The sequence below is a fragment of the Sorangium sp. So ce204 genome (genome assembly GCF_051526795.1).
Taxonomy (GTDB): domain Bacteria; phylum Myxococcota_A; class Polyangia; order Polyangiales; family Polyangiaceae; genus Sorangium; species Sorangium cellulosum_B.
This window is the reverse complement of the sequence record NZ_CP150317.1, coordinates 1760914-1783971: the sequence shown is the minus strand read 5'-3', so window position 1 is coordinate 1783971 and position 23058 is coordinate 1760914. Positions and strand designations below refer to the sequence as shown.

At 70.7% G+C, this 23058-nt stretch carries 22 protein-coding genes; 8 read left to right on the top strand and 14 right to left on the bottom strand.

All coding sequences use genetic code 11. From position 1 onward, the window contains the following. Positions 1–10 precede the first annotated feature (10 nt). Positions 11–1171, top strand: coding sequence for a class I SAM-dependent methyltransferase (locus tag WMF22_RS06655; RefSeq protein WP_438035222.1), 1161 nt, complete (start codon positions 11–13; stop codon positions 1169–1171). Positions 1172–1422: 251 nt separating this feature from the next. Then, entirely contained in the window at positions 1423–2589 is a 1167-nt protein-coding gene (locus WMF22_RS06650) for an acyl-CoA dehydrogenase (RefSeq protein ID WP_437298258.1), read from the top strand. Between the two features lie 40 nt (positions 2590–2629). On the opposite strand, the gene WMF22_RS06645 is transcribed toward WMF22_RS06650, so the two are convergent. The 6 genes from WMF22_RS06645 to WMF22_RS06620 form a co-directional block, all read right to left on the bottom strand. Further along, positions 2630–2923, bottom strand: a complete 294-nt coding sequence (locus tag WMF22_RS06645) for a type II toxin-antitoxin system RelE/ParE family toxin (RefSeq protein WP_437298257.1) — start codon at positions 2921–2923, stop codon at positions 2630–2632. Continuing rightward, entirely contained in the window at positions 2920–3141 is a 222-nt protein-coding gene (locus WMF22_RS06640) for an addiction module protein (protein ID WP_437298256.1), read from the bottom strand. Before WMF22_RS06640 ends, WMF22_RS06645 begins: the two co-directional genes overlap by 4 nt. Positions 3142–3199: 58 nt before the next feature. Continuing rightward, on the bottom strand, positions 3200–3679 hold the full coding sequence (locus WMF22_RS06635) for a DUF2383 domain-containing protein (protein ID WP_012233797.1): 480 nt from the start codon (positions 3677–3679) through the stop codon (positions 3200–3202). Positions 3680–3947: 268 nt separating this feature from the next. Beyond that, complete coding sequence (locus tag WMF22_RS06630) at positions 3948–4454, bottom strand: hypothetical protein (protein ID WP_438035221.1); 507 nt, start codon at positions 4452–4454, stop codon at positions 3948–3950. 296 nt (positions 4455–4750) lie between these two features. Further along, positions 4751–6097 (bottom strand): DNA topoisomerase IB, encoded by a 1347-nt coding sequence (locus WMF22_RS06625; RefSeq protein WP_438035220.1) that lies wholly within the window; start codon positions 6095–6097, stop codon positions 4751–4753. A gap of 12 nt (positions 6098–6109) precedes the next feature. Further along, a complete protein-coding gene (locus tag WMF22_RS06620) occupies positions 6110–6460 on the bottom strand; it encodes a polyhydroxyalkanoic acid system family protein (RefSeq protein WP_437298253.1) in 351 nt (116 codons plus the stop codon). Between the two features lie 284 nt (positions 6461–6744). On the opposite strand from WMF22_RS06620, the gene WMF22_RS06615 reads away from it, so the two are divergent. Together WMF22_RS06615 and WMF22_RS06610 are read left to right on the top strand one after the other, a co-directional pair. Beyond that, complete coding sequence (locus WMF22_RS06615) at positions 6745–8709, top strand: hypothetical protein (RefSeq protein WP_438035219.1); 1965 nt, start codon at positions 6745–6747, stop codon at positions 8707–8709. A 321-nt stretch (positions 8710–9030) separates the two neighbouring features. Next, complete coding sequence (locus WMF22_RS06610; protein WP_438035218.1) at positions 9031–10557, top strand: amidohydrolase family protein; 1527 nt, start codon at positions 9031–9033, stop codon at positions 10555–10557. Positions 10558–10680: 123 nt separating this feature from the next. On the opposite strand, the gene WMF22_RS06605 is transcribed toward WMF22_RS06610, so the two are convergent. The 4 genes from WMF22_RS06605 to WMF22_RS06590 all read right to left on the bottom strand — a co-directional run bounded on the left by WMF22_RS06605 (position 10681) and on the right by WMF22_RS06590 (position 14736). Next, positions 10681–12069 carry an MATE family efflux transporter gene (locus WMF22_RS06605; protein WP_438035217.1) on the bottom strand — a complete coding sequence of 463 codons (1389 nt, stop codon included), beginning with the start codon at positions 12067–12069 and terminating at the stop codon, positions 10681–10683. Positions 12070–12125: 56 nt separating this feature from the next. Continuing rightward, on the bottom strand, positions 12126–12734 hold the full coding sequence (locus tag WMF22_RS06600; protein WP_438035216.1) for a DUF2239 family protein: 609 nt from the start codon (positions 12732–12734) through the stop codon (positions 12126–12128). Between the two features lie 155 nt (positions 12735–12889). Beyond that, complete coding sequence (locus tag WMF22_RS06595; protein WP_438035215.1) at positions 12890–14335, bottom strand: hypothetical protein; 1446 nt, start codon at positions 14333–14335, stop codon at positions 12890–12892. Between the two features lie 44 nt (positions 14336–14379). Beyond that, positions 14380–14736: a hypothetical protein gene (locus tag WMF22_RS06590; RefSeq protein ID WP_437298247.1), complete on the bottom strand. Its 357-nt coding sequence runs from the start codon at positions 14734–14736 to the stop codon at positions 14380–14382. A gap of 176 nt (positions 14737–14912) precedes the next feature. Between WMF22_RS06590 and WMF22_RS06585 the strand changes: the two genes are divergently transcribed. From WMF22_RS06585 to WMF22_RS06570, 4 genes are all read left to right on the top strand, one after another. Beyond that, positions 14913–15341, top strand: a complete 429-nt coding sequence (locus WMF22_RS06585; protein WP_437298246.1) for a hypothetical protein — start codon at positions 14913–14915, stop codon at positions 15339–15341. Between the two features lie 14 nt (positions 15342–15355). Continuing rightward, on the top strand, positions 15356–16528 hold the full coding sequence (locus WMF22_RS06580) for a hypothetical protein (protein ID WP_438035214.1): 1173 nt from the start codon (positions 15356–15358) through the stop codon (positions 16526–16528). Beyond that, positions 16525–16899: a hypothetical protein gene (locus tag WMF22_RS06575; protein ID WP_438035213.1), complete on the top strand. Its 375-nt coding sequence runs from the start codon at positions 16525–16527 to the stop codon at positions 16897–16899. Before WMF22_RS06580 ends, WMF22_RS06575 begins: the two co-directional genes overlap by 4 nt. Positions 16900–17067: 168 nt before the next feature. Further along, a complete protein-coding gene (locus tag WMF22_RS06570) occupies positions 17068–17799 on the top strand; it encodes a hypothetical protein (RefSeq protein ID WP_438035212.1) in 732 nt (243 codons plus the stop codon). Between the two features lie 44 nt (positions 17800–17843). Here WMF22_RS06570 and WMF22_RS06565 read toward each other — a convergent pair whose 3' ends face one another. The 4 genes from WMF22_RS06565 to WMF22_RS06550 all read right to left on the bottom strand — a co-directional run bounded on the left by WMF22_RS06565 (position 17844) and on the right by WMF22_RS06550 (position 23037). Continuing rightward, on the bottom strand, positions 17844–18503 hold the full coding sequence (locus WMF22_RS06565; RefSeq protein ID WP_437298242.1) for a hypothetical protein: 660 nt from the start codon (positions 18501–18503) through the stop codon (positions 17844–17846). Positions 18504–18827: 324 nt separating this feature from the next. Then, positions 18828–19370 (bottom strand): YkgJ family cysteine cluster protein, encoded by a 543-nt coding sequence (locus tag WMF22_RS06560; protein ID WP_437298241.1) that lies wholly within the window; start codon positions 19368–19370, stop codon positions 18828–18830. A gap of 83 nt (positions 19371–19453) precedes the next feature. After that, entirely contained in the window at positions 19454–20905 is a 1452-nt protein-coding gene (locus WMF22_RS06555; RefSeq protein WP_438035211.1) for an FAD-dependent oxidoreductase, read from the bottom strand. Further along, the gene (locus WMF22_RS06550; protein ID WP_437298239.1) at positions 20905–23037 is read right to left on the bottom strand and encodes a molybdopterin oxidoreductase family protein; all 2133 of its coding nucleotides are present in this window, start codon (positions 23035–23037) and stop codon (positions 20905–20907) included. Before WMF22_RS06550 ends, WMF22_RS06555 begins: the two co-directional genes overlap by 1 nt. Positions 23038–23058: the final 21 nt, after the last annotated feature.

The following is a 23058-nucleotide window of genomic DNA, read 5'->3' as shown; positions in this document are numbered from 1 at the left end:
CCGGAGCTCGATGAAGAACGATCCCGCCCCGAATCCCACCCTCGACGCCATGCTCGCCGCCCAGCGCATCGCGTTTGCGCCCGTCATGTTCCAGGTGGCGCGGGTGATGCGAAACCGCGGCGTCCTCAAAGCGCTCCAGCGCGCTGGCAAGGGCGGCAGGACACCGGCGGAGGTGGCCCAGGACACCGGCCTCTCCGCCTATGCCGCCAAGACCTTGCTGGAGGCGAGCCTGAGCTTCGGCCTGGTGGAGCGCGCAGGCGGCGCAGGCAGCGGAAGCGGCGCAAACGCCGCGAGCGGCGCAAACGCCCATGCAGAGCCGCGAGAGCGTGGCGAGCGCTACACGATCACGCGGGTCGGGCTCATCGTCGAGAATGACAGGATGACCCGCATCAACATGGATTTCATCCATGACGTCTGTTACGAGGGCATGCGCTTTCTCGACGAGGCCATCGAGGACGGCAAGCCGGCTGGCCTGAAGGTCTTTGGCGAGTGGCCGACGGTCTATGAGGCGCTCCCGGCGCTCCCGCCGAAGGTGAGGGAGAGCTGGTTTGCGTTCGATCACCTCTACTCCGACTCCGCGTTCCCCGAGGCGCTGCCCGTCGTGTTCGAGCGGAGGCCGAGGACGCTCCTCGACATCGGCGGCAACACGGGGCGGTGGGCGATCCAGTGCTGCACGCACGACCCCGACGTGCGCGTCACGCTGCTCGACCTGCCGGGCCAGCTCGAGGACGCGCGCGTCAACGTCGAACAGCACGGCCTGCTCGGCCGGATCATGGGCACCCCCATCGATTTCCTGGATCACGGCCAGGCGTTCCCGAAGGGCTTCGACGCCATCTGGATGAGCCAGTTCCTCGTGTGCTTCTCCGAGGCGGACATCCTGCAGATCCTCCGGCGGGCCGCGTCGGCCATGGGGGACGAGACGGTGCTCTGGATCCTCGACACGTTCTGGGATCGGCAGGCGAACGAGGTGGCGGTCCACTGTCTTCACGGCTCTTCCCTGTATTTCACGTGCCTGGCGAACGGGAACAGCCGCATGTACAGCGCCGCCGATATCCGGCGTTGCATCGACGAGGCGGGCCTCGTCGTCGAGGCGGAGATCGACCACCTCGGCCTCGCCCACACGCTGCTCCGGTGCCGCCGGCGCGACGCGCCCGCGGGCAAGCGCGCGTGAGCGTCCAGGTGAAGCAACGCGCGTGGCAGCCTGGACGATCCCGACCCCGGAGCGCGCGGCGACACAACGGATGAGGCGGCTCGGAGCGGCGCGCCCCGTCCGCCGCCGGCGCGGCGTGGCCTGCGTTGCGCCGCGGCGATGACCGGGCGGGGCGCGCTCGAACGGCTTTCGCTCGTGGCCCTCGCGTAGCATAGTGGGGCGACGCCGCCATGGCGCCGCGCCGCGCCATGGGCCCACAAGGAGAAACCGTCGTGTCCCACCCCCCGCTCACCCAGCTCTCCGACGAGGAGCGCCTCTTCCGCGACTCGGTGCTTGATTTCGCCCGGAAGCGCGTCGCGCCGCGCGCGGCGGCGATGGACGAAGAGGGCGCGCTCGACCACGATCTGCTCCCTCCGCTGTTCGAGCTCGGCCTCATGGGGATCGAGATCCCGGAGGCGTACGGGGGCTCGGGCGCGGGCTTCTTCAGCGCGATCCTCGCGATCGAGGCGCTCGCCGTGGTCGACCCGAGCGTGAGCGTGCTCGTCGACGTGCAGAACACCCTGGTGGCCAATGCGTTCCTCCGCTGGGGCACCGAGGCGCAGAAGGAGAGGTACCTCCCGCGGCTCTCCCGCGACTGGGTCGGCTCGTATGCGCTGAGCGAGGCGGGCTCCGGCTCGGACGCGTTCGCCCTCGCGGCCCGCGCCGAGCGCCGGGGCGACCGCTGGATCCTGAACGGCCGCAAGCTCTGGATCACGAACGCGAACGAGAGCTCGGTGTTCCTTGTGTTCGCCAACGTCGATCCGACGAAGGGCTACAAGGGCATCACGGCCTTCGTGGTCGAGCGATCCTTCCCCGGCTTCTCGGTGGGCAAGAAGGAGAACAAGCTCGGGATCCGCGCCTCCAGCACGTGCGAGCTCGTCCTCGAGGACTGCGAGGTGCCGGAGGGCAACGTGATCGGCGAGGTCGGCAAGGGCTACAAGATCGCCATCGAGACGCTGAACGAGGGCCGTATCGGCATCGGCGCGCAGATGCTCGGCCTGGCCGCGGGGGCGTTCGACCACGCGATGCGCTACATCGGCGAGCGGAAGCAGTTCGGGCAGCCGATCGCGAGCTTCCAGGGCGTGCAGTTCCAGGTTGCGCGCGTCGCCATGGAGATCGAGGCCGCGCGCCTCCTCGTCTACAACGCCGCGCGGCTCAAGGACGCGGGCCAGCCTTTCGTGAAGGAGGCGGCGATGGCCAAGCTGTTCGCGTCCGAGGTGGCCGAGCGGACGGCGTCGCTCTGTATCGAGTTCATGGGCGGCGTCGGCTTCACCAAGGACTATCCTGTCGAGAAGCTCTACCGCGACGCGAAGATCGGGAAGATCTACGAGGGGACGTCGAACATGCAGCTCTCCACGATCGCGAAGCTGCTCCAGGCGGGGTACGACGCGAAGGGCTGAGCGGGGGAGTTCGCCCCGCGTCCCACGACCGACGTTGCCCTCAGCGCCTCCGCTTCCATGACTCGGGTCTTCGGCGCGTGTGAAAGCACGCGACGAAGACGACGACGTCATCCATCAGACGAAAGAACAGCCCATAGGGGAAGCGCCGGACGAGCGCTCGTCGTGTTTGGCGGTGCAGAACGGCGCAGGCCGTCGGCGCCTCGACGACCGCCTGCATCGCCGCGCGGACCTCCACGAGGAACTCCTCTCCTAGACCGTCGCGCTCTCGCTCGTACCAGGCATATGCCCGCGCGATGTCCGCCGCAGCGGCGGGCCGAACGAGGTACGGCCTCACCGTGACCGAGCGCGCGCTTGGGCGACGACCTCATCCCAGGTGAGCCCGGCTGGCCCCTCGGCCTCGAGCTCATCGAGGCGCCGATCGAGCTCGACCCGCTGGGCGTCGCTGAGAGGCAGCGCGTCAGGGTCTCGCCCGAGGCTCGTCCATAACTCGTCGAGGAGGTCGAGCTGCTCGTCGCGGCTCAGTCGGGTGATGTCCAGCGCAGCCCTGCCCATACGCCCGAAAGTATCGCACGGAGGACCCGCCGGAACAATCCACCGGCGGCTCCGCGCGTCACGGCAGCTGCCGCTTGAGATCCGCGAGCGAGCGGCGCGTCGATACCTGCTGCGGCAAGATCACGTCCCGCACCAGGGCGTGCGACTCGGTGTCGAGCTCCTCGATGTCGTTCCGGTAGTCCTTCAGGCCGTGCTCCTCCCCCTCGGCCAGCGCCGAGAGCGCCGTCTTGTGGCCGAGCGCCAGCGCGGTCCCCTCGACGGCCTTGGCGAACGCGCCCCATGGCCCGGAGCTCGCCGGGGGGTCGCCTCCGAGCTCCTCGATCCGCCGGCGCAGCACCTTCACCCGCGCCTCGTGCGACGCGAGGTTCAGCCGGAGGTGGTGAGCAACCCAGCCCTGGCGCGCCGCGGCGATGGCCTGACGGTAGGTCTCGACCGCGGACATCTCGCCGCGGCAGAACGATTTGAGCTGCTCGATCGAGTCATCGTCGATGAGTCCGTCCAGGCCCACGCTCTCGTCTGCGAATGCGACCGGTTCCATGGGTACTCTCCTGAGATGTCTGGTGAACGCCCGATTCCTCTCTCCTCCTTACCTCCCAAGGTGGGCCACCACGCCATACGTCCACGCAGGAGCCGCGATCGCCAGGGATCGTCGCCGCTGCGGGAAGGCGCGCGCCCCCGTTGCCTCAGGGGTACATGTTCGCCTTGTACTGCATCAGTCTCGGCTGAACCCTTTCATTCCCTTCAAGTCCCGTTCCAATGTCCAGGACTTCACGGTCATGAAGCGAGCTCATCGAGCCGGCGACGGCTCACAGCGCGGCGAAGACGCGGGCTCCCTTGCCCGTGCCGCAGAACTCGCCGTTGCCTCCGTCTCGCAGGATCGCGCGCAGCGCCGCGGCGTCCTTCTCGTCGCGCGCGAGGGCGCCGAGGAGCATCGCGCCTTCCTTGAGGCGCCTCTCGATCTCCGGCGCGCTCTGCTCGGGGATCCCGGCGTCGACGAGCACGCTGCTCAGGCTGGCCGTCTCGCTCGCCGAGCTCGCGTCCGCGAGCCTCACCGCGATGGGGCCGGCCACCGCGAGCCGCAGCCCCGGGACCACGAGCCCCGCGCTCGCCGCGGCGAGGACGGAGGTCAGCGCGCTCCCGTGCGAGGCCGCACCGTATGCGCGCGAGCGCAAGATGTGCTGGCGGCGCGTCGCCTCGCTCACGATGGCGCAGACGTCCCATCGCGTGTGCCCGCTGTCCAGGATGCGCCGGACGACGTCTTCGGCCTCCCCACGTGCTCGCACCATCCCGGTGATCAACCTCTGGCTCGCCATGCAGACCTCCTTGGCTGAGGGTTCGCGCCGCGCGCGCTGGTTTCCAAGGAGCTGCGCACAACACGAACCGTACCGCACGCGTACCCGGCGGGAGATCGCGGGCCGCTCGCGACCCCAGCAACAGCGCCCGTCGCGTCCGCGGCACGATGCCACAGCGAGGCGATCACGCTGTGACGCGACGACACGGCAGACCCGTCGGCAACAGCGGGGCGCGGCGCATCCCCGCGCGGCCGCTGCGCGCTCGCCGCGGCGCGGCTCAGGCTGCGGCGCTCGTGCGGCGCTCGCCGCGGCGCGGCTCAGGCCGCGGCGCGTCGTTCCCCGGGGGGACGCTTCGCGCTCTTGCCGGCTCGCCGCGCGTTCACCGCGCGCGCCGAGCGCACGCTCTCGCGGAGGCGGGTCACGAGCGGCACCGCCTCTCGCTCGCCGAAGCCGCGGACGATCCGGAGCATCTTCGCCTCTTCGGGCCTGAGCGCCGCGACCGCCCCGTCCGCGACGGCCTCCTCCGCGTCGATCAGGGACTGCAGGGCGCCCTCCGTGTAGGCGCGGATCACGGCGGGGTGGACGTAACAACGCTGGCAGACCGCGCGTGTGTTGCCCAGGCGGGCGGACACCCTGTCGATCACCTGCGCCACGCGCTTCTTCACCTGGCGGACCGAGCTCGCGATCTCCATCTCGCAGAAGAACGACGCGCACAGCACGGTGCCGGTCCAGATGCGGAAGTCCTTCGCCGTGAAGTCGTGGCCAGCGACCGAGCGCAGGTACTCGTTCACGTCGTCCGAATGGATCCTTTGCCGCCGGCCCTCGCCGTCGATGTACTGGAACAGCTCGTGGCCGGGCACGTCCTGACAGCGCTTGACGATGCGGGCGAGCCGCCGATCCCGCACCGTCATCGCGTGCTCCTTGCCGCCCTTGCCCCTGAAGTGGAACCTGATGAGACTCCCCTCTATCTCGACGTGCTCGTCGTGGAGCGTGGTGAGTCCATACGAGTCGTTGTCGCGCGCGTACTCGTCGTTTCCTATGCGGATCGACGTCTCGTCGAGCAGGCGCACCACGGCCGCCAGCACCTTCTCGCGCGGCAGGCCAGGCAGCGCGAGATCGCGCTCGCTCGCCGCGCGGATCGCCGGGAGCGCCGCGCCGAACGCGAGCATGCGGTCGTACTTCGTCTCGTCGCGGACCTCGCGCCAGCGCGGGTGATACCGGTACTGCTTCCGGCCGCGCGCGTCCCGCCCTGTCGCCTGGATGTGCCCGCGCTCGCTCCGGCAGATCCACACCTCGGTCCACGCGGGCGGGATCGCGAGGCGGCGGATGCGCGCGAGCGTCGCCTCGTCCTTGACGGGGCGACCGTCGGCGTCGACGTAACGGAAGCCCTTGCCCGCCCCTCGCCTGGAGATTCCCGGCTCACCGTCGTTCACGTACCGGAGCCCGGCCGACTCGGCGGACTCGACCGGTGACGGGGTGAGCTGCTCTGTCCCCGCGAGCTCGCCGTCCGCGCGGGCGAGCTCGACCGTCTCGACGGACTCGACCGACACGCTGACGCGGCGCCGGCGCAGGACGACGCCGCTCGCTGCTCCGCGCCGCTCGCGGCGCGGGGCGCTCCGCGGGCGGCGCCCTTCATGGGGGGTCGTGGCGCTTCCGCTCTTCATGGCGCGGACCGCTCAGAGCGCCTCCTGCGCGACCGCGCTCGGAGCGCGCCGCCGCGCGCGATCGCGGTGCGCGTCATCGATGCACCGCCTCACCTCGGCGTCGATCGCCGCGATCGCCATCCGGTTGAACATGCGCAGCGGCAGCGGCATGTCGATCGCGAAGTCGACGGCCCTGGGCCGGAGCTCGAGCCGCCCGGAGAGCGTGAAGCCCTTGAAGGAGAGGCTGAGATCCGCGCGCCGCTCATCGCTCCAGAAGATGGAGGGAGCGTACTCCGCGTATCGATCACAATACTTCGCCATCGCCCGCAGGACGGCGCACTTCGCTTCTTCGTCGTTCAGGTCGTGATGGACAGTGTGGTTCATGATGACCTCGGGTGATGGCTGGAAGCTGGAAGATCGACTCCAGCGGACCTCCAGCGGCGTCGACGCGCGACAGGCTCGCCAGCGCCGGCGTTCGCGGGGTTAGCAAGCCGGGTGCCTGCCGGGTCCGACGGAGGCCGAGCGCTCGCGGCAAGGCCATTTCCGGGCACGTCCGCGCGAGATCGGGCCCCACCGCGGTCCGCGCATGTCGACGTTCGCCACGAGCGGGGCATATCGCCACGGCCAGCCCTGAGCTCGCCCCCTCGCGCCGCGGCTCAGCTCGCGGCATGGCGCGTGCGATCCATGCGCTCATGCACGCGCTCCTGCCCGAAGCCGCCGCGCTGAAGTCCTCACCTGCGCTCAGCGGGCGGCTCGAGCCACGGGCCAGGAGGGCGCTGAAGGCGCTGTTGATCCTGCCTTTGGCGCTCTGGCTCGGCTACGTCGTCGTCGTGAACATCATGCTGAGCACGGGGCTCATCGCGAGGCTCGTCAGCGAAAACCCCGTCGACGCCTCGCTCTACTACGGCTCGGCGTGGAGCCTCTGGCCGGGCGTCGTTCACGTGAAAGAGCTCCGGCTCAGCGGCTCCGACAGCGTGCTTCAGTGGGCGGTGGAGCTCGACGAAGCGGACGTCGATATCCACCTGACCGATCTCCTCCGGAAGAAATTCTATGCGGAGGACATCCGCGCCAGGGGCTTCGTGTTCCGGCTGCGGATGCTCGTGGATCCGACGAGCGAGCGCGATCTGGAGGCGCCGCACATCGAGGCGCTGCCGCCCATCCCGGAGTTCGCGAACCCTCCGCTCAAGCCGGAGCTGCCGCCGAAGCACGATCTCGAGAGCTCGGACGAGGGCTACAACCTGTGGACGGTTCACCTGGAAGGCATCGACACGACGCTCAAGGAGGTCTGGATCCAGCAAGTCCGGTATGCCGGCGGCGGTCGCGTGCGGGGAGGGTTCTATTACAAGCCGCTCCGCGCCGTTCGCGTCGGGCCCGTCGCGCTCGAGCTCCGGTCGGGCGAGATCCACGTCGCCGATCGCGTCGTCGCGCGGCTCGACGCCGACGCCGACGTGACGATGAGCACGTTCGATCCGCGGGACGTCGACGGGCTCGACGTCCTCGAAACCGCCTGGGCGCGCGTCCGCCTCGACGCGCAGCTGCCGGGGCTCGATTTCATCCCTCTTCCCGCGGGCGATGGCGCCGGACCCCGGCTCGACGACGGGAGCGGAGAGCTCCGGACGAACCTCGTCGTGAACCGGGGGAGCGTCGAGCCGGGCAGCACCGTGTCCTACGAGACGAGCCACCTCGTGGCCTCCACCGCGTCGCTCCGCGCGACCGCCGAGGCGCGCGCGGCGCTCCGCGTCGACGAGCGCGGAGCGGCGCGCCTCGCCGTGACGCTGCCCCGCGCGACGCTCGAGCGCCCGGGAAGCGGGCTGCCGCCCATCGTCGTGGAGAGGGCGAGCGCCGCCTTCGACGCGCCGGAGCTCCACCTCCTGCGGCTGCAGCCGGGGTTCGCGTCGAAGGTGGATGTCGTCGCCGCGGCCATCCCGGACCTGCGCTGGCTGAACGCCGAGGGCGCCGCGCCGGACGCGCCGCGGTTCACCGGCGGCGCAGCCTTCCTGCGGAGCAGCCTGGAGGTGGACCCGCTGGGCCGGGGGACGGGCTCGCTGAACCTGCTGTTGAAGCACGGCGCCCTGCAGTGGAAACGGACGAGGGTGAAGGGCGACGTGGCGGCGCGCATGACGCTCGACGCGGCGAACGTCTTGAATCAGGCAGCCAAGCTGCGGAAGGGCCGCATCGACATCGAGGACCTCGCGATCGAGCACGAGGGCGAGGCGCTCCCTGGCTGGTGGGCGCACATCGACATCGAGGACGCCGAGGTGAAGCGGGGGCTCATGGAGGCGGCGATCCGGGTGGAATGCAAGGACGCGCGGCCGGCCGTGATGCTGCTCGACGCCGAGGATGCCATTCCTGGCTGGGCCGCGGGGCTCCTCACGATGGAGGGGCTCAAGGCATCCGCGAGGGTGAGGCGCGCGGACGACGGCGTCGATTTCAGGCTGCTGGAGGCAAAGGGGGGCGATCTCGCGATCCGCGGGCGGCTCACGAAGTCCGACGGGCAGACCCCCAGGGGGGCGTTCCTCGTGAAGAGCGGGCTGCTCTCGGTGGGGATCGCGCTCGAGCAGGACGGGGCCGGCGTGCACCCCCTCGCCGGAGACGGCTGGGTCAACGAGAAGATGACCGCGCTGGGCAGGTGATCTCGCCGCGACCGCATCATCACACTCGATACTCCTCTGTAGTCATTACCGGGAGATTCGCTGTGTAATACGGCATCTCGGGTGAAATTCTCCATCCGGCCTTCCAGCGCGATGCCGTGCGACCGTGCAACCGTGCGACCGTACAACGGCACAAGGCGCACGACCTCCGCGCTGCATCGCATCGTATCTCACGAGGCTCGACCCTGGCTTCCGCACCGGGTTAGTCTCTGCTTTGCTCAGCCCACCAGAACGCAGCGGTCGGTGTCTCGAGAGGCGGACGCACGACAGAAGGACGCGTGAGCTGAGCAGGAGGAACTTAGTATGTGCCAGAAGCTCTGTGGAAACGACTCGAACCACGACGGAGAGCCGGGCGAGGCGGGCTCGTCTCGTCGCCGGTTTCTCGCGGCGGGAGCTTCAGCGCTCGGTGCTGCGGCGGCCTTGTCGACGCCCGCGGCGGCGAGGGGAAGGTCGGAGCACGAGGATGACATGCCGCACGGGACCGGCGCCCCGCACCGGCGTTACATCCTGAGGGGCGGCGCCGTGCTCAGCATGGATCCGAACGTGGGGGACTTCGCCCGCGGCGACGTGCTCGTGCAGGGCAAGAAGATCATCGCGGTCGGGCCGCACCTGCACGCGCCAGGCGCGGAGATCATCGACGCGACGGGCACGATCGTGATGCCGGGGTTCGTCGACACCCATCACCACCAGTACCAGACCGCGCTGCGGAGCTTCCTCTCGGACGGCCTCCTGGCCAACGACGGGCTGCCGCACGGCGAGAAGAACTACCTCGACTACATCCACTTCACCATCACGCCGGTCTTCCGGCCGCGGGACGCCTTCCTCGCCATACTCGCCTCCTCGCTCAGCCAGCTGGATGCCGGGGTGACGACGGTCGTCGACACGTCCCAGGTGGGCCACACGCCGGAGCACACCGATGCCGTCATCCGTGGGCTGCAGGATTCGGGCCGCCGCGCGCTCTTCGTGTATTCGCCGGGCGCGGGCCCCGGCAACATCTTCCCGAACGATCTCGATCGGATCCAGAGCCAGTACTTCTCCTCGACCGACCAGCTCCTGACCCTGGCCATGGGCGGGGAGGTGTTCGACCCCGCGTGGCGCGATACCTGGGCGATCGGGCGCCAGCACGGCCTGCCCATCGTGACGCACCTCGTCGGCAGCATCGGCCAGGGGACGCTCATCGAGCAGATCGAGAGCGAGGGCCTGATGGGGCCAGATCTCGAGTTCATCCACGCCAGCGCCATCTCGGAGGCCTCCTGGCAGGCGATCGCCGATTCGGGCGCGAACGTCTCGATCGCGGCCCCGATCGAGATGACCATGAGGCACGGCATGCCGCCTATCCAGGCCGCGCTCGATCATGGCGTCCAGCCCGCGCTGAGCACCGACGTCGAGTGCACCATGACCGCGGACTTCTTCACCCAGATGCGGACCGTCTTCACGCTTCAGCGGGCGCTCATCAACGAACGCGCGCTGGCCGGGGAGACGGATCTGCCCGAGCTCCTCACGTGCCGCGATGTCATCCGCCTGGCCACGGTCGAGGGGGCCCGGGTGGCCGGTCTCTCCCACAAGGTCGGCACGCTGACTCCGGGCAAGGAGGCCGACATCCTCCTGCTGCGAGCGGATGCCATCAATGTGGCGCCGCTCAACAACGTACCGGGGGCCGTGGTGACGTTGATGGACCGCAGCAACGTGGACACGGTCATCGTCGCGGGGAGCATCCGGAAATGGCGAGGCAAGCTCGTCGGCGTGAACTTTGGCGGGCTCCGCGCCGGCCTCGAGGCGTCCAGGGACTACCTCCTCGACGCGGCCGGAGTCGAGCGCGTGCTCTTCTGAGGCGGTAGCCGCGAGCCTTCTCGCGAACGGCGATACGCCATCCACAGCCTCGGCAGCTACATCCTCTCGAACCTCGCGCGCTTCGTGCCGCGCGCCATGGCGGCGCGCACCCCCGGCGGCGCGTCACTGCGACACGGGCACCTTGAGGGCGAGCTCGCGCCGCAGCAGGATCTGCTGGAGCCCGAGCTGGCCGAGCGTGGTGGCGACCGAGACGAGCCAGATGGTGTGCATGCGGAAGCCGGGCCGCGCGCTCAGGACGAGCACGGGGAGGACGAACGCGACCGCGCGCGCCCCCGAGGCGGCGAGCGAAGGCCAGGTGTTGCCGAGGCCTTGAAAGACGCCGGCGCAGACGAACACGATGCCGCTCGCGAAGTAACCCCAGGAGGTCACCTGGAGGTAGTCGACGCCGGCCGCGACGACGTCTGGCGCGGGCGAGAAGAGCGCGACGAGCTGCGCGGGGAAGACCTGGCAGACCAGGGTGAAGAAGAGCATGAACCCGAGCACGAGCTTCACGCTCTCGAGCGCGGTCTCGCGGACGCGAGCGTAGGCGCGGGAGCCATAGTTCTGGCCGACGACCGCCGCAGCGGAGAAGCTGATCGCCACGGCAGGCATGAAGCCGGCCTGCATCAGCCGCAGACCGATGCCGAACCCGGCTTGCGCCTCCGAGCCGAAGGGGCGCGTGACCACGTAGATCACGCCCATGGTGACGGCCAGCAACAAGAACTCCGCGCCCGAGGGCAAGCCGATGGTCACCAGCCTTCGCCATGTGGCGAGGTCAGGCTGCCAGTCGGCGAGGCGGAGGCGAAGGAAGGTCTTGCCGCGCAGCAGATAGACGGCGAGCCCCACGACGGCGGCCGCGGTCGCGAGGAGCGTGGCGAGGGCCGCGCCGAACACGCCGAGCGGGCGCCCCGATACCCAGCCGAAGACGAGGAAGGGCGCGAGGACCATGTTGAGCAGCACGCTCGCGGTCTGGGCCACGAGCCCCGGCTTCATGTCGCCGATGCCGCGCAGGGCCGAGCCGAGCCCCACCATCGTGAACTGCAGCGCGAGCGCCGGAATGAACGCGAGCAGAAAGCTGCTCGCGAGCTCGGCGGTCATGGCGTCTCCCGAGAGCCTCTCGGCGTACGTGCGGTGAAGCGCGAGGCCGAGCACGAGAAAGACGGCGCCCGCCCACGTGGCGAGGCTCTGCACCTGGTTGAACAGGCGCTGCACCTCGCCGTGCTCCTTTCTCCCGGCCGCCTGCGAGACGAGCGCCACGCAGCCGACCGAGAGCATCTGCGTCGCGGCCAGGGAGACGAACATCAGGTTGCTGGAGACCGCCACGGCGGCGACGGCCTCCTTCCCGAGGCGACCCACCCAGTAGATGTCGATCAGGCCATAGAGGGTCTGGATCGCCATGCCGGCCAGGATGAACAGCATGACGCGCACGACGTGCACGCGCGGCTTGCCCTGCGTCATGTCGTGCACGCCGCGCGGCGCGGACGGCGCTTCGACTTCGATGTTGGTGTCCATATATTTTTACCGGGTAGTATCTGACCGTCTCGTGGATGGCGGCTCGGCGGCCACGGCTACCTTGTTCGCCGCGGTTTGCCCTCGCGCGCTTCAGGGAAGGCCCCGCCCTCGCGCAGGAGCTCGTTCAGGTGCTCTCGCACGTCCGCGGGCCAGGCGCGGGTGAGCTCCGTGAAGCGCCGCTTGTCCGAAGCGAAGAGCGCGCGCGACGCCTCCTCGAACAGGGGCAGGTCGCCAGCCATGACCCACATGAAGCGGCTGGCGGCGGCGCGGGCCTCCCGGGCGCGGTCCTCGTCCGGGGCGCGCTTGCTGGCCTCCTCGACCAGCCTGCGGAGCGCGGCCGAGATCCCCTGCGGCTGGCGCTCGAGCCACGCCCAGTGGCGGGGCAGGAGCGACACCTCGCGCGAGACGACCCCGAGCTTCGGGCGCCCGGGGCCCGCCCTGGCCGGGCGCTCCGGCCTGGCGCGCGAGAGGACCTGCTCGAGGGAGCCGCGGAGGTCGAAGTCGACCTGCTTCCCCGAGGCGTCCTCGAAGATCAGGAGCCGGAGCTCCGGATCCGCGTCGAGCCGCCGCTTGGCCTCGCGCAGCGTCTCCTCCAGCGTGCCGCGGACGACGCGCTCGGCGCCGGCGAAGGCGGTGAACGTCGGCAACGTCGGCGGATCGCTCATGACGGCGATAATATTACCCGGGTATATTCTCTTGGCAAGGGCCAGGCGGGCGAGCTCGTTCGCGACGGCTCGCCACCGCGGATCGGTCCTCGGGGGACGCGGCGATGGCTCTGCGTGTCATGATTGCGGCCAGGGAGCGCTGCCCCCGTCGGAGCTCACCAAGGCCAGTCGACGTCGAGGTTCTCGGGGTTGCCTTGGCCGACGGATCCGCCCACCGTGTTCTCCGCCTCCTCCCAGCTGTCGGAGTCGCCTGCGTTGGTGTGGCCGACGGATCCGCCCACCGGGTTCTCCGCCTCCTCCCAGCTGTCGAAGTCGCCTGCGTTGGTGTGGCCGACGAATCCGCCCCCGTGTTCCTCGACCTCGTCCCAGCTGTCGAAGTCAACGTGGCGGTGCCCGGCCTGCTGGGACCCACCGAATTCGTGGTCGGGCTGCTGCCAAGCTGCCGATGCCGTCGCTGCCGGCTTCGCTTTCGCGGCCTCGATCCTCTCCTGGTGGTCGTACCTCACCTGCATCATCTGCGCTCGCAGCCGGGGAGCTAGATGCGTCAGCTCGACGACCGTGTGCTTCTCGCGGATGTCCTTGGCTCCCTGCTGGTAGTGCTCATCCAGGGCGCGCTCGAGAGCGGCGTCGGGTTTGGGCGGCTTCGCGCCCTTCAGGGCCGCATCCAGCTCCGTGAGCGCGTGTCGGCGGTAATCGAACGCGCCCTCTGCAGCCTCCTCGTCGCTCTCGGGCACGTCGAGCGCGTCGAAGCTGAGCGTGACGCCGTCGCCCAGCGTCCGTCGAAGCCACTCCATCGTGCTGCCCACCGTGCAGCACAAGGGCAGGCCGCCGCCGGTCCATCCGTCCGCGCCCGCCTCCTCGCTGCCATAATTGTTGAGGAGAACCGGCCGCCCCTGGCTGTCCACCCAGATGCCGCCCGACTCGCCGGCCACCGAGACGGGGTTCGGGCTCTTCAGGACGGCGACGTTGACGAAGCGCGCATAGAGATTGCCGCCGAAGGAACACTGTCTACGTTCGTCGACGAAATCGAACGTGCCGCAGACGAGCCCCCTCCCGGTCCACATGCTCAGCACCTCGCCCTTCTCCAGCGGTTCCTGATCGAGATCCCGGACGGGCCCTCGGACGAGGGGGTGGGCCTCGACCTTGGTGCCGGGGACGAGCTGGGCCAAGCCCACATCATACAAGTTCCCCCCCTTGCGCGTGATCCTCGAGTACTGCCGGGTCCAGGCGACGATGGTCTCGCCGGACACCACCGCCAGGGAGCCCTCGCTGTCGTCGAGCCCTGAACCCGCTCCGAACACGTGGGCGTTGCTCACGATGAAGAACTTGCCGCCGTAGCGCACGCAGGCGCCGAGCGTGCCTTCCTCGAACCCGAGCCGGCCTTCGGCGGTCTTGGCGACCGAGATCGCCTGACCGAGCTGGACGCGTGGCCTCTGCCAATCATCGCGGGCGACGCTCTGCGCCAGCGCCTGCCTACAGGAGATCGAGGTCTGGCCGAGCTTGGGGCTCGTGGCGATCTTCAAGACCCATTCCGGGGTCACGACGGTATCGAGGTAGCGTTGGAGATTGTCGTCACCCGCCGCGGCCCAGCTCGCGATCACCGCGGTCCACCGCGACAGGCGCCGTTCCCCCGAGCCCTCGTTGTTCACGCTCGTTGCCTCCGCGAGCGTGTGGCGGCGTCGAGCAGCCTGCCCACCCGCGCGCGCTCGTCCCCCCCGCCGCTCAGGCACCGGGACGCCCACGGAAGCTTCGGGTCCGAATCGAACGCCGGCCCGAACACGAACATCAGCTGCACGAACACCCGCACTCCGGCTTCGCTCTCGATGCGGTACGACCGCGCCCGCCCAATCCCGTATCGGATCGCCTCCCGCACCCCCTCCTCGCCCAGGGCGCCGAACTGCCGAGGCAAGTGCTCGCGGAAGTGCGCTGAGAGCTCGCCGACGAAGCGATCGACCGCTATCTGCGCGAACATCGCCGACTGGCGGCGCCGGATCGTGAGCATCGCGCGGAGACTATCCCGCCCGCCTGCTGCTGTCACCACGCCCGAGCGGCAACTAACGGCAACTAACGGCAACTAACGGCAACTAACGGCAACTAACGGCAACTAACGGCAACAAACGAGCGTAGATCGGCGGCACCGCTCTTGAAGTTTTCCGGAGAAAAGCAGAGAGTGGCGGGATGATGAAGCCCTCGTGCCTCGTGGCGATCGCCGCCTTGCTCGCAGCGCCGCTCGTCACCTCTTCAGCGCGGGCGGACATCCCGCCGCCCGACGCGTGCGACACGCCGGGATCGAGCTGTAACAACGCAGGGCCCGAGGGCAACGGGCCTGGCACGTGCACGAAGCAGAAGTGCCAGCGAACGCTGCCGGGCGAGGACGGCGGCTTCACCACGATGGAATACGACTGCAATCTGTGCATTTCCTCGGGCGGGAGCTCGACGTCGACCTCGGGCGCGGGCTCGGCGTCGGCCGGCAGCGCGGGCGCGGACAAGGCGTCGTCGGACGACGGCGGCTGCGCCATGAGCGGCGCCGCCTCGGGCGGCGCGATGGCGGGGCTGATGCTGCTCTGCGGCGCCGCGGCGCTCGTGACCGCCCGCCGGCGCCGCTGAACCGGGCGTCGACCGTGGGTGCGCCCGGTCCTCCGCCCGCGAGCGTGGCCCGCCTGCTCGAGCGCGGCGTCGCGCCGCTCGACGGCGCGCGGCGGCGCCTCTTCGGCCTGCTCCGCCGGAGCGAGCTCGCGATCGCTGTCGTGGCGCGCCCCGATCGCAGGATAGCCACCGTCGCCGCGGCCAACGCGCTCGGCGCCTTCACCATGGCGGTCTTTGCGCCGAGCGCGCTGCTCGTGCTCGGGCCCGTCCTGCTCGGCGTCCTGCACGTCGCGGCCGACGTGCGCTACCTCGTGCTGCGGCGCGGGCTGCCGTCGTGGTGGCGCGGCGTCGTCTGGGCGGCCTGCGCCGCGCTCCTGGGGCTGCGGGGCGCCCAGGAGCTCTTCGGCTCGGCCGCGGCGCTGCTCCGCGCCGAGCACGCTTTGCTCGCCGCCTGGCTCGGCGCCGCGGTCGTCGCCGGCGCGCTCGCGTCGCGCGCGTGGCGGCGCGCCGCGCTGGCCGCCGCCGCCGCCGTGGCGCTGTCGGCGGCGGCGCTCGCCGCGCCGCGCGGCTTCCGGCTCGTCCTCGCGCACGCGCACAACCTGGTCGCGCTCGCGCTGTGGCTCGCGCTCTTCCGCCGCCGGGCGCGCGCGGTCGCCTGGCCGCTCGGGCTCGTGCTGGCCGGGACCGCGCTCCTCGCGGGCGGGGCGATGACCTCGCTCACCCTGCGCGCGGGGTGGCTGGACGCCTTCGGGCTGCACCTCTTCCTGGCGAGCGACTGGCTCGCTCCCGGGCTGCCGACCCGCTCCGCGGTCGCGCTCACCGCATGTTATGCGTTCCTGCAGTCCGTCCATTACGCGGTCTGGCTGCTGCTCATTCCCCAGGAAGATCACCTGGGCCAGCGGACAACCACCTTCCGCATGTCCGCGCGCTCGCTCCGGCGCGACTTCGGGGACGCAGGGCTCGCCGCTGTGGCGGTCCTCGCCGGCCTGGTGCTGCTCGGCGCCCTGCGCGGCGCGCTCGGCGCGCGCAACCTGGTGCTCTCGCTCGCCTCCTTCCACGGGTACCTGGAGCTCGCGCTGCTCGCGTACTTCTATGTCCGCGGCGACGTCGGCCGGCGCGCCGCGGAGGCGCGCCAGGAGCGGTCCGGGCGCGCGCGCGGGGTGGACCGCGGCGGGCCGGAGATCGCCGCGCAGCCGGCCGCGCCATGAGCCGCGTCTTCACCGATCCGCTGGTGGCCGCCTGGGCGCGCGCGTTCGCGTTCACGCTGCTCATCGAGCTCGCCGTCGCCTCACCGCTGCTCGGCGCGGCGGAGCGGTCACGAGCCCGCCGCGCCGCGCTCGTCGTCGTCGCCAACCTCGCGAGTCACCCGGCGGTGTGGTTCATCTTCCCCGCGCTCGCGCTCGGCGCCACGGCGCGACTGGCCCTCTCGGAGCTCTGGGCGGTGATGCTCGAGCTCGGCGTCTACCGGCTCGCGCTGCGCGAGCTGCCTGCCACGCAGGCCATCGCGGCCTCGGCGCTCGCGAACGGCGCGTCGCTCGGGCTCGGGCTGCTCCTGCGCGCCACGACCGGCTGGGTGTGAGCGGGCCGCGGAGCGCCGCTCCGCCGGCTCCGGAGCGACACCACCGCGGACAGCGCCCCTGCGGGCGGGCTCGTCCGGCGCGAGCGAGACGCGACATCGCTCGTTCGCCGACAGCGTGGGTGTTCGTCTCACGCAGCGCGGACGGCTCCGCTGCGCTATGACTGCGGGATGTTCGGTCCAGGGCGCCCTCAGTACCCTCCCCAGCAGCCGCCTCAGTACCCTCCGCAACCGCCGCATCACTACCCTCCGCAGCCGCCGCCTTACTACCCTCCACCGCCGCCGCAGCGCCCGAAGTCAGGCCTGTCGCCGCTCGTGATCGTGCTCATCGTCCTCGGCGGGCTTTTCGCGCTGGGCGTGGGCGCCATCTTCGTGATCGGCGGCGCGGTGTACCTGGTGGCGAGCGCCTCGCCGGAGCAAACCGTCGTCGAGACCACGCCTTCCGGCGTGTCGACCGCCGGCGGCGTCTCGCCCGTGGTGCCCACGTCGACGAGCACCCCGCTTCGCCCCGACCAGGAGGCCGGCGAGGCGGCGGGCAAAGACCCGTCGACCGGCGACCGCGCCGCGGGCGAGGCGCCGGCGCCTGCTGCCGACGACGAGACGGGTGAGGCGCCGGCGCCTCTGTCGACAGCGGCGCGGACGCCCGCCTCCCCGAGCGAGGGCTCCTCGAATGGAAGCCCGAGCAACGGAGGCGCGGCGGGCGGGACGTCCTGGTGGTGTACGGCGAGCGCGTCCGTGCGCGTCTGCGGCTTCGCGGGCGCGTGCAACTATCAGATGGTGTTCGGCAACGGCTCGGCGAAAGACCGCTTCATGGCGTCGCAGCAAGCGAAGAGGTCGTGCGAGGCGAGCGCCCGCGCCAAGGGCGCCACGGCCTTCTGCGTCGTGCAGTGCAGCCCTCGCTGACGGGCGATGACGTCGCTCGCTCCGCTCCGCTCCCCTCGCCAGCGCTAATAACCGCCGCTGCCGCCGACCCCCGCCGCGCTGTATCCAGAGCTGTAGTCGCCGCCGCCCGCGCCCCCGACTCCGACCGCAGTCACGTTTCCGCCGTAGTAGTAGTCGTCCGGATCTTCGTAGACGCTGACGCCGAGGTTCACCTTGCCGTTGAGCCACAGCTCGCTGCTCCCGATACCGAACGCATACTCGGCCCAGGTCGTCGAACGCGGCGAGACGTACACGTAGACCCGTTGCGGCGATAGCAGCGTGGCCTCCACGTTCGGATCCGTCACCGTGCCGTCCTCGACCTTCTCGAAGTGCCAGCCCGGAAGGAGCGTGACGCTGTACCCTCCCTGCTCCAGATCGACGAGGAGGGAGCTCTCGTTCGGATCCTGATCCTCGCTGCTGACCGTCACCACGGTTCCGTAGCCACCACCGACAGCCATGGCCGAGGTATTCTCGTCTTCGTAGTAGTAATAACCGTTCGAGATCTCGAACGTGGCGTCGCGGAGCCGATACCGCGCTCCAGACGGCGCATCGGCCGCGAGCGGCAAGCTGATCGAGCCGACGTCCGGCCCGCGATCGGCCCCCTGCGAGCCGCAACCGCTGAGCAAGGCCGCGAACACCACGCCAGCCGCCGCCACCGACCCAAACCCTCTGATCGTCTTGGTCATTCTATCCTCCAGATAAGCTGCCCCTCCCGGATCGACGGCGGCGTGTGCCATGACCTGCTACCGGTCCAGAGTGGGCCACCACCTAAAAGCAACCCGCGGGCCAACCTGGATTTGCCAAAAATTCGGGGAACTATCGGGAGCCACCAAGGACCCGGCCAAAGTGTGTCAGCCATAATGGGCCAACATGAGCCTGCACCACCGTCCGCCATGTGCCACGTCCAACGCGCACAGCCGAGCGCGGGGGCGTGGGGGCGTGGGGGCGCTGAGGGCGTTCGCTCAGCCGAACCCGATCTGCCCGTCATCAGGCCGGCGGCTCGGCGGCAGCTACCCCTCGCCCGAGAGCACCGCGGCGATCGCGACGCGCTGCCCTCGCGGCTGCCCCGCCGCGTCGGCGTGCGCCATGTCGAGGGCGGCCAGCACCGTCGACAGCGTCGTCTGGTCCAGGACCGACGACGCCTCGACGGCGTGGAGGTCTTCTCCCACGAAGTTCTTCGGGCAAGCGTCGATGACCGGCAGCGCGCGCTCGCTGGCCGGCGCGAACCGGATGGGCAGGCCGTGCGTGCGGCAGATGAGCGGCCGCGCCGCATAAAGCGCGCACCTCCCCTCCCCGTCGAGCGCCGGGCACACGCCCGGATCGCCCGCCCGCGCGCGCTCGGCCAGCGCCTCGCGGTCGGCCTCCGGGAGCGCCGCGAGCGCCTCGCGGATCGCGTCGGCCTCGATCGACGTCACCGAGAACCGCCGCCGGCAGCAGTCGCTGCACCCGGTGCGGCAGGCCATCCGCTCGCCGTGGCGGGCGCTCGCGCTCGCGAAGAACGCGTCGACCTTGGTGAAGAGCTCGTGGAGGCGCTCGCGCGGCGTGCGGTGCATGCGCCGCGGTCTATAGCGGGGCGGATCCTCGTGCGCCAAGGGCGCCTCCGCGCCGCTCGGCTCCCCGCGGCGTGTTTTCCACGTTATCCGACGGCCACGGCGCGGCCGCCGGCGACCTCCGGCGAGGGCGCGTGCCGGGCCACGAGCTGGGCGACCTCGCCGCGGCAGGAGCCGCACCCCGTCCCCGCCCTGGTCGCGGCGCACGCCGCCTCGAGCGAGCAGGCGCCGCCCTCGATGGCCTCCCGGAGGGTCGCCTCGCTGACCTTGTGACAGGTGCAGACGACGCGCTCGGCCTGCGCCGCCGGTCCCGCGCCGCCGCCGGCGCAGAGCGCCTCCAGCGGATCGGCGGGCAGCGGATCGTTGCGATCGAAGAGCTGCACGAGCGTGGCCGCGGCCGCGGTGTTGCCGACGAACTGGGCGCCCAACAATCGCCCGTCGCGGATGATCAGCTTCCGGTACGTGCTCTTCCGCGTCTCCACGACCTGGAGCACGTCGTCGCTCTCGAGCTCCGGCTCGGTGCTGCCCATCGAGGTGACGTCGACGCCCGCCACCTTCAGCCGCGTGTACAGCTTCGTGCCGCGGTAGCGCGCCTGCGGGTTCGCGCCCGTCAGGACGTCGGCGAGGACGGCGGCCTGCTCCCAGATGGGCGTCACGATGCCATAGAGCCTGCCGCGGTGCTCCGCGCACTCGCCGATCGCGTAGATGCCGGGCACCTGGGTGGCCATCGTGTCGTTGACGACGATGCCCTTGTTGATGGGCAGGTTGGAGGCGCGCGCGACGTCGACGCGAGGCCGGACGCCGCACGCGAGGACGACCATGTCGGCCGGCAGGACGCTGCCGTCGTCGAGGCGACAGCCCTCGACCGCCTCCTCCCCGCAGATGGCCTCGACGGTGCGCCCGGTGCGGACGAAGATGCCGCAGCGCTCGATGTGCTGCTCGAGCATGTCGCCGCCCATCTGATCGAGCTGCGCGTTCATGAGGCTCTTCGCGACGTGGATGACGGTCACGTGGAGGCCCATGTCGCTCAGCACCTTGGCCGCCTCGAGGCCGAGGAGCCCGCCGCCGACAACGATGGCGTTGTCCCCCGCCCGCGCGCAGCCGCGCATCCGGATGCAATCGTCCATCGTCCTGTACACGAAGACGCCCGGCCGCAGATCGCCGTCCGAGGTCGTCATGCCCTCGAGCGGCGGGACGAGCGGCTGGCTGCCGGTCGCGAGCACGGCGACGTCGTATCGGTGGCGCGCGCCGTCCGCCGCCACGACCGCCCTCGACGCGGTGTCGATCCGCGCCACGGAGGTGCCGCTGACGAGCCGCACCCCGTTCCGCTCGTACCAGGCGGGGGGCTTCGTGACGATGGAGTCGGGCGCCTCCCCTGCGAGCACCTTGCTGAGCAGGACGCGGTTGTAGGCGCCGCCCCGCTCCTCGCCGAAGACGGTGATGTCGTAGCGGTCCCTGGCGCCGCGCGACATCAGCTCGTCGAGCAGGCGGCACGCCGCGTTGCCGTTGCCAACGATGACAAGGTCCTTCCTTCGCATCAGTTCGACTCCGAGACCCGGCGCGCCCTGACGGCGCACACCTTGAACTCCGGCATCCGGCTGGTCGGGTCCAGCGCCGGCACGGTGAGGACATTGGCGGCCTTCCTGCCGCCCCAGTGAAACGGAGCAAAGAGCGTGTCCGGCCGGATCGAAGGCACGACCGCGACCCGGAAGGTGACCGCCCCTCGCCGGCTCTCGACGAGCAGACAGTCGCCCTCGACGACGCCGAGGCGCGCCGCCAGCCTGGGGTGGACCTCGACCTTCGGCTCGGGCCTGGCCTCTTCGAGCTTGGAGACCCGGCGCGTCTGGGCGCCGGAGTTGTAGTGTTCCTTGTAGCGGCCCGTCGTGAAGTAGAATGGATAGGCGTCGTCGGGGAGCTCGGCGGCGGGGCGGTGGTGGACCGCGTGGAACCGCGCCCGGCCGTTCGGGTGGTGGAACCGCTCGGCGAAGAGGCGCGGAGTCCCCGGGTGCTCGACCGACGGACACGGCCAGAAGACGCCTCGGTGCCGGCGTATCTTGTCGTAGGTGATGCCGCTGTAGTCCGCCCTGGCGCCCGCTGTCGCCCGGCGCAGCTCGTCGAACACCTGCTCCGCGGACGTGTACTGGAAGTGCCTGCCCGCGCCGAGGCGGCGCGCGAGCTCGCAGAAGATCTCGATATCGGTCTTCACCTCGGGGGGCGCGGGGCGGACCTTCTGCCGCAGGATCACCCGCCCTTCGAGGTTCGTCATCGTCCCCTCCTCCTCGGCGAACTGGGCGACCGGGAGGAGGACGTGGGCGTCCCGGGCCGTCTCGTTGGCGAAGGCGTCACAGACAACGAGCAGATCGAGCGAGGCGAGCCGCCGCTCGACGTTGAGCGCGTTCGGCGACGCGACAGCCACGTTGGACCCGAACACGAGGAGCGCGCGGATCCCCCCGTCGGGGCCGAGCGCGTCGAGCAGCTCGTAGGCGCTCTTCCCCTTGGCCGGCAGCTCGGCGGGGTCGATGCCCCAGACGCGGGCGATGGCCGCCCGGTGCTCGGCGTCCTCGATATGCCGGTAGCCGGGGAGCTGATCGGCCTTCTGGCCGTGCTCGCGGCCGCCCTGGCCGTTGCCCTGTCCGGTGAGGCAGCCATAGCCGCTGTACGGCTTGCCCACCTTGCCGAGCGCGAGCATCAGGTTGATGAAGGAGAGCACGGTGTCTGACCCCTTCGACTGCTGCTCCGGCCCGCGGCCGGAGAGCAGCATGCTGCTCGGCGCCTCGGCGAGCATCCGCACGGCCTTGAGCTGATCCTGCGTGGAGACCCCGGTCAGCCGCTCGACGTGCGCCGGGTGGTACGAGAGGACCGCGCGCCGGAGATCGTCGAAGCCGTCGGTGCGCGCGGCGATGTACGCCGTGTCGACGAGCTTCTCCTCGAGGGCGAGGTAGAGCAGGCCGTTGGCGAGCGCCAGGTCGGACCCGGGCGTGGGCTGGAGGTGGAGCGCCGCGGCGCGCGCCGTGTCGGTGCGCCGCGGGTCGACGACGATGAGCGCGCCGCCGCTATCGCGCTGCGCGAAGATCCATTGCATGATCGGCGGCAGGGTCTCCGCGCAGTTCGCGCCCCAGAGGAGGAGCGCCTTGGTCTGGGCGATATCGGACACGGGGAACGGCAGGCCGCGGTCGATGCCAAACGCCTTGTTCTGCCCCGCGGCCGCCGAGGACATGCAATAGCGGCCGTTGTAATCGACGTTCGGCGACTGGAGGGCGAGGCGGACGAATTTGCCGAGGAGGTAGGTCTTCTCGTTCGTCAGGGCGCCGCTGCCGAACGCGGCCAGCGCCGCGGGGCCGTGGAGCTCGCGCAGCCGGAGGAGCCGCTCCGCGACGAAATCGAGCGCCGTGTCCCAGCGCGCCGGCAGGAGGCGGCCGGCGCGCCCGCGGATCTTCGGCACCGTCAGCCGCTCGGGGTGATCGAGCAGCGCCGCGGAGGTGAACCCCTTGATGCACATCTGCCCGCGGTTGACGGGGAAATCGTCGTCCGGCCGGACGTCGATCGCCCCCGCGTGGTCCGCGCGATCCGTCATGACCACGCCGCACTGGAAGGCGCAGTAAGGACAGTGGGTGTGCGTTGTCGTCTCGGAGGTGACGATCTTGAGCCGGAGGGAAGAGCGCGGTGCCATGGAGTCGCGTCAGCCCCCCCT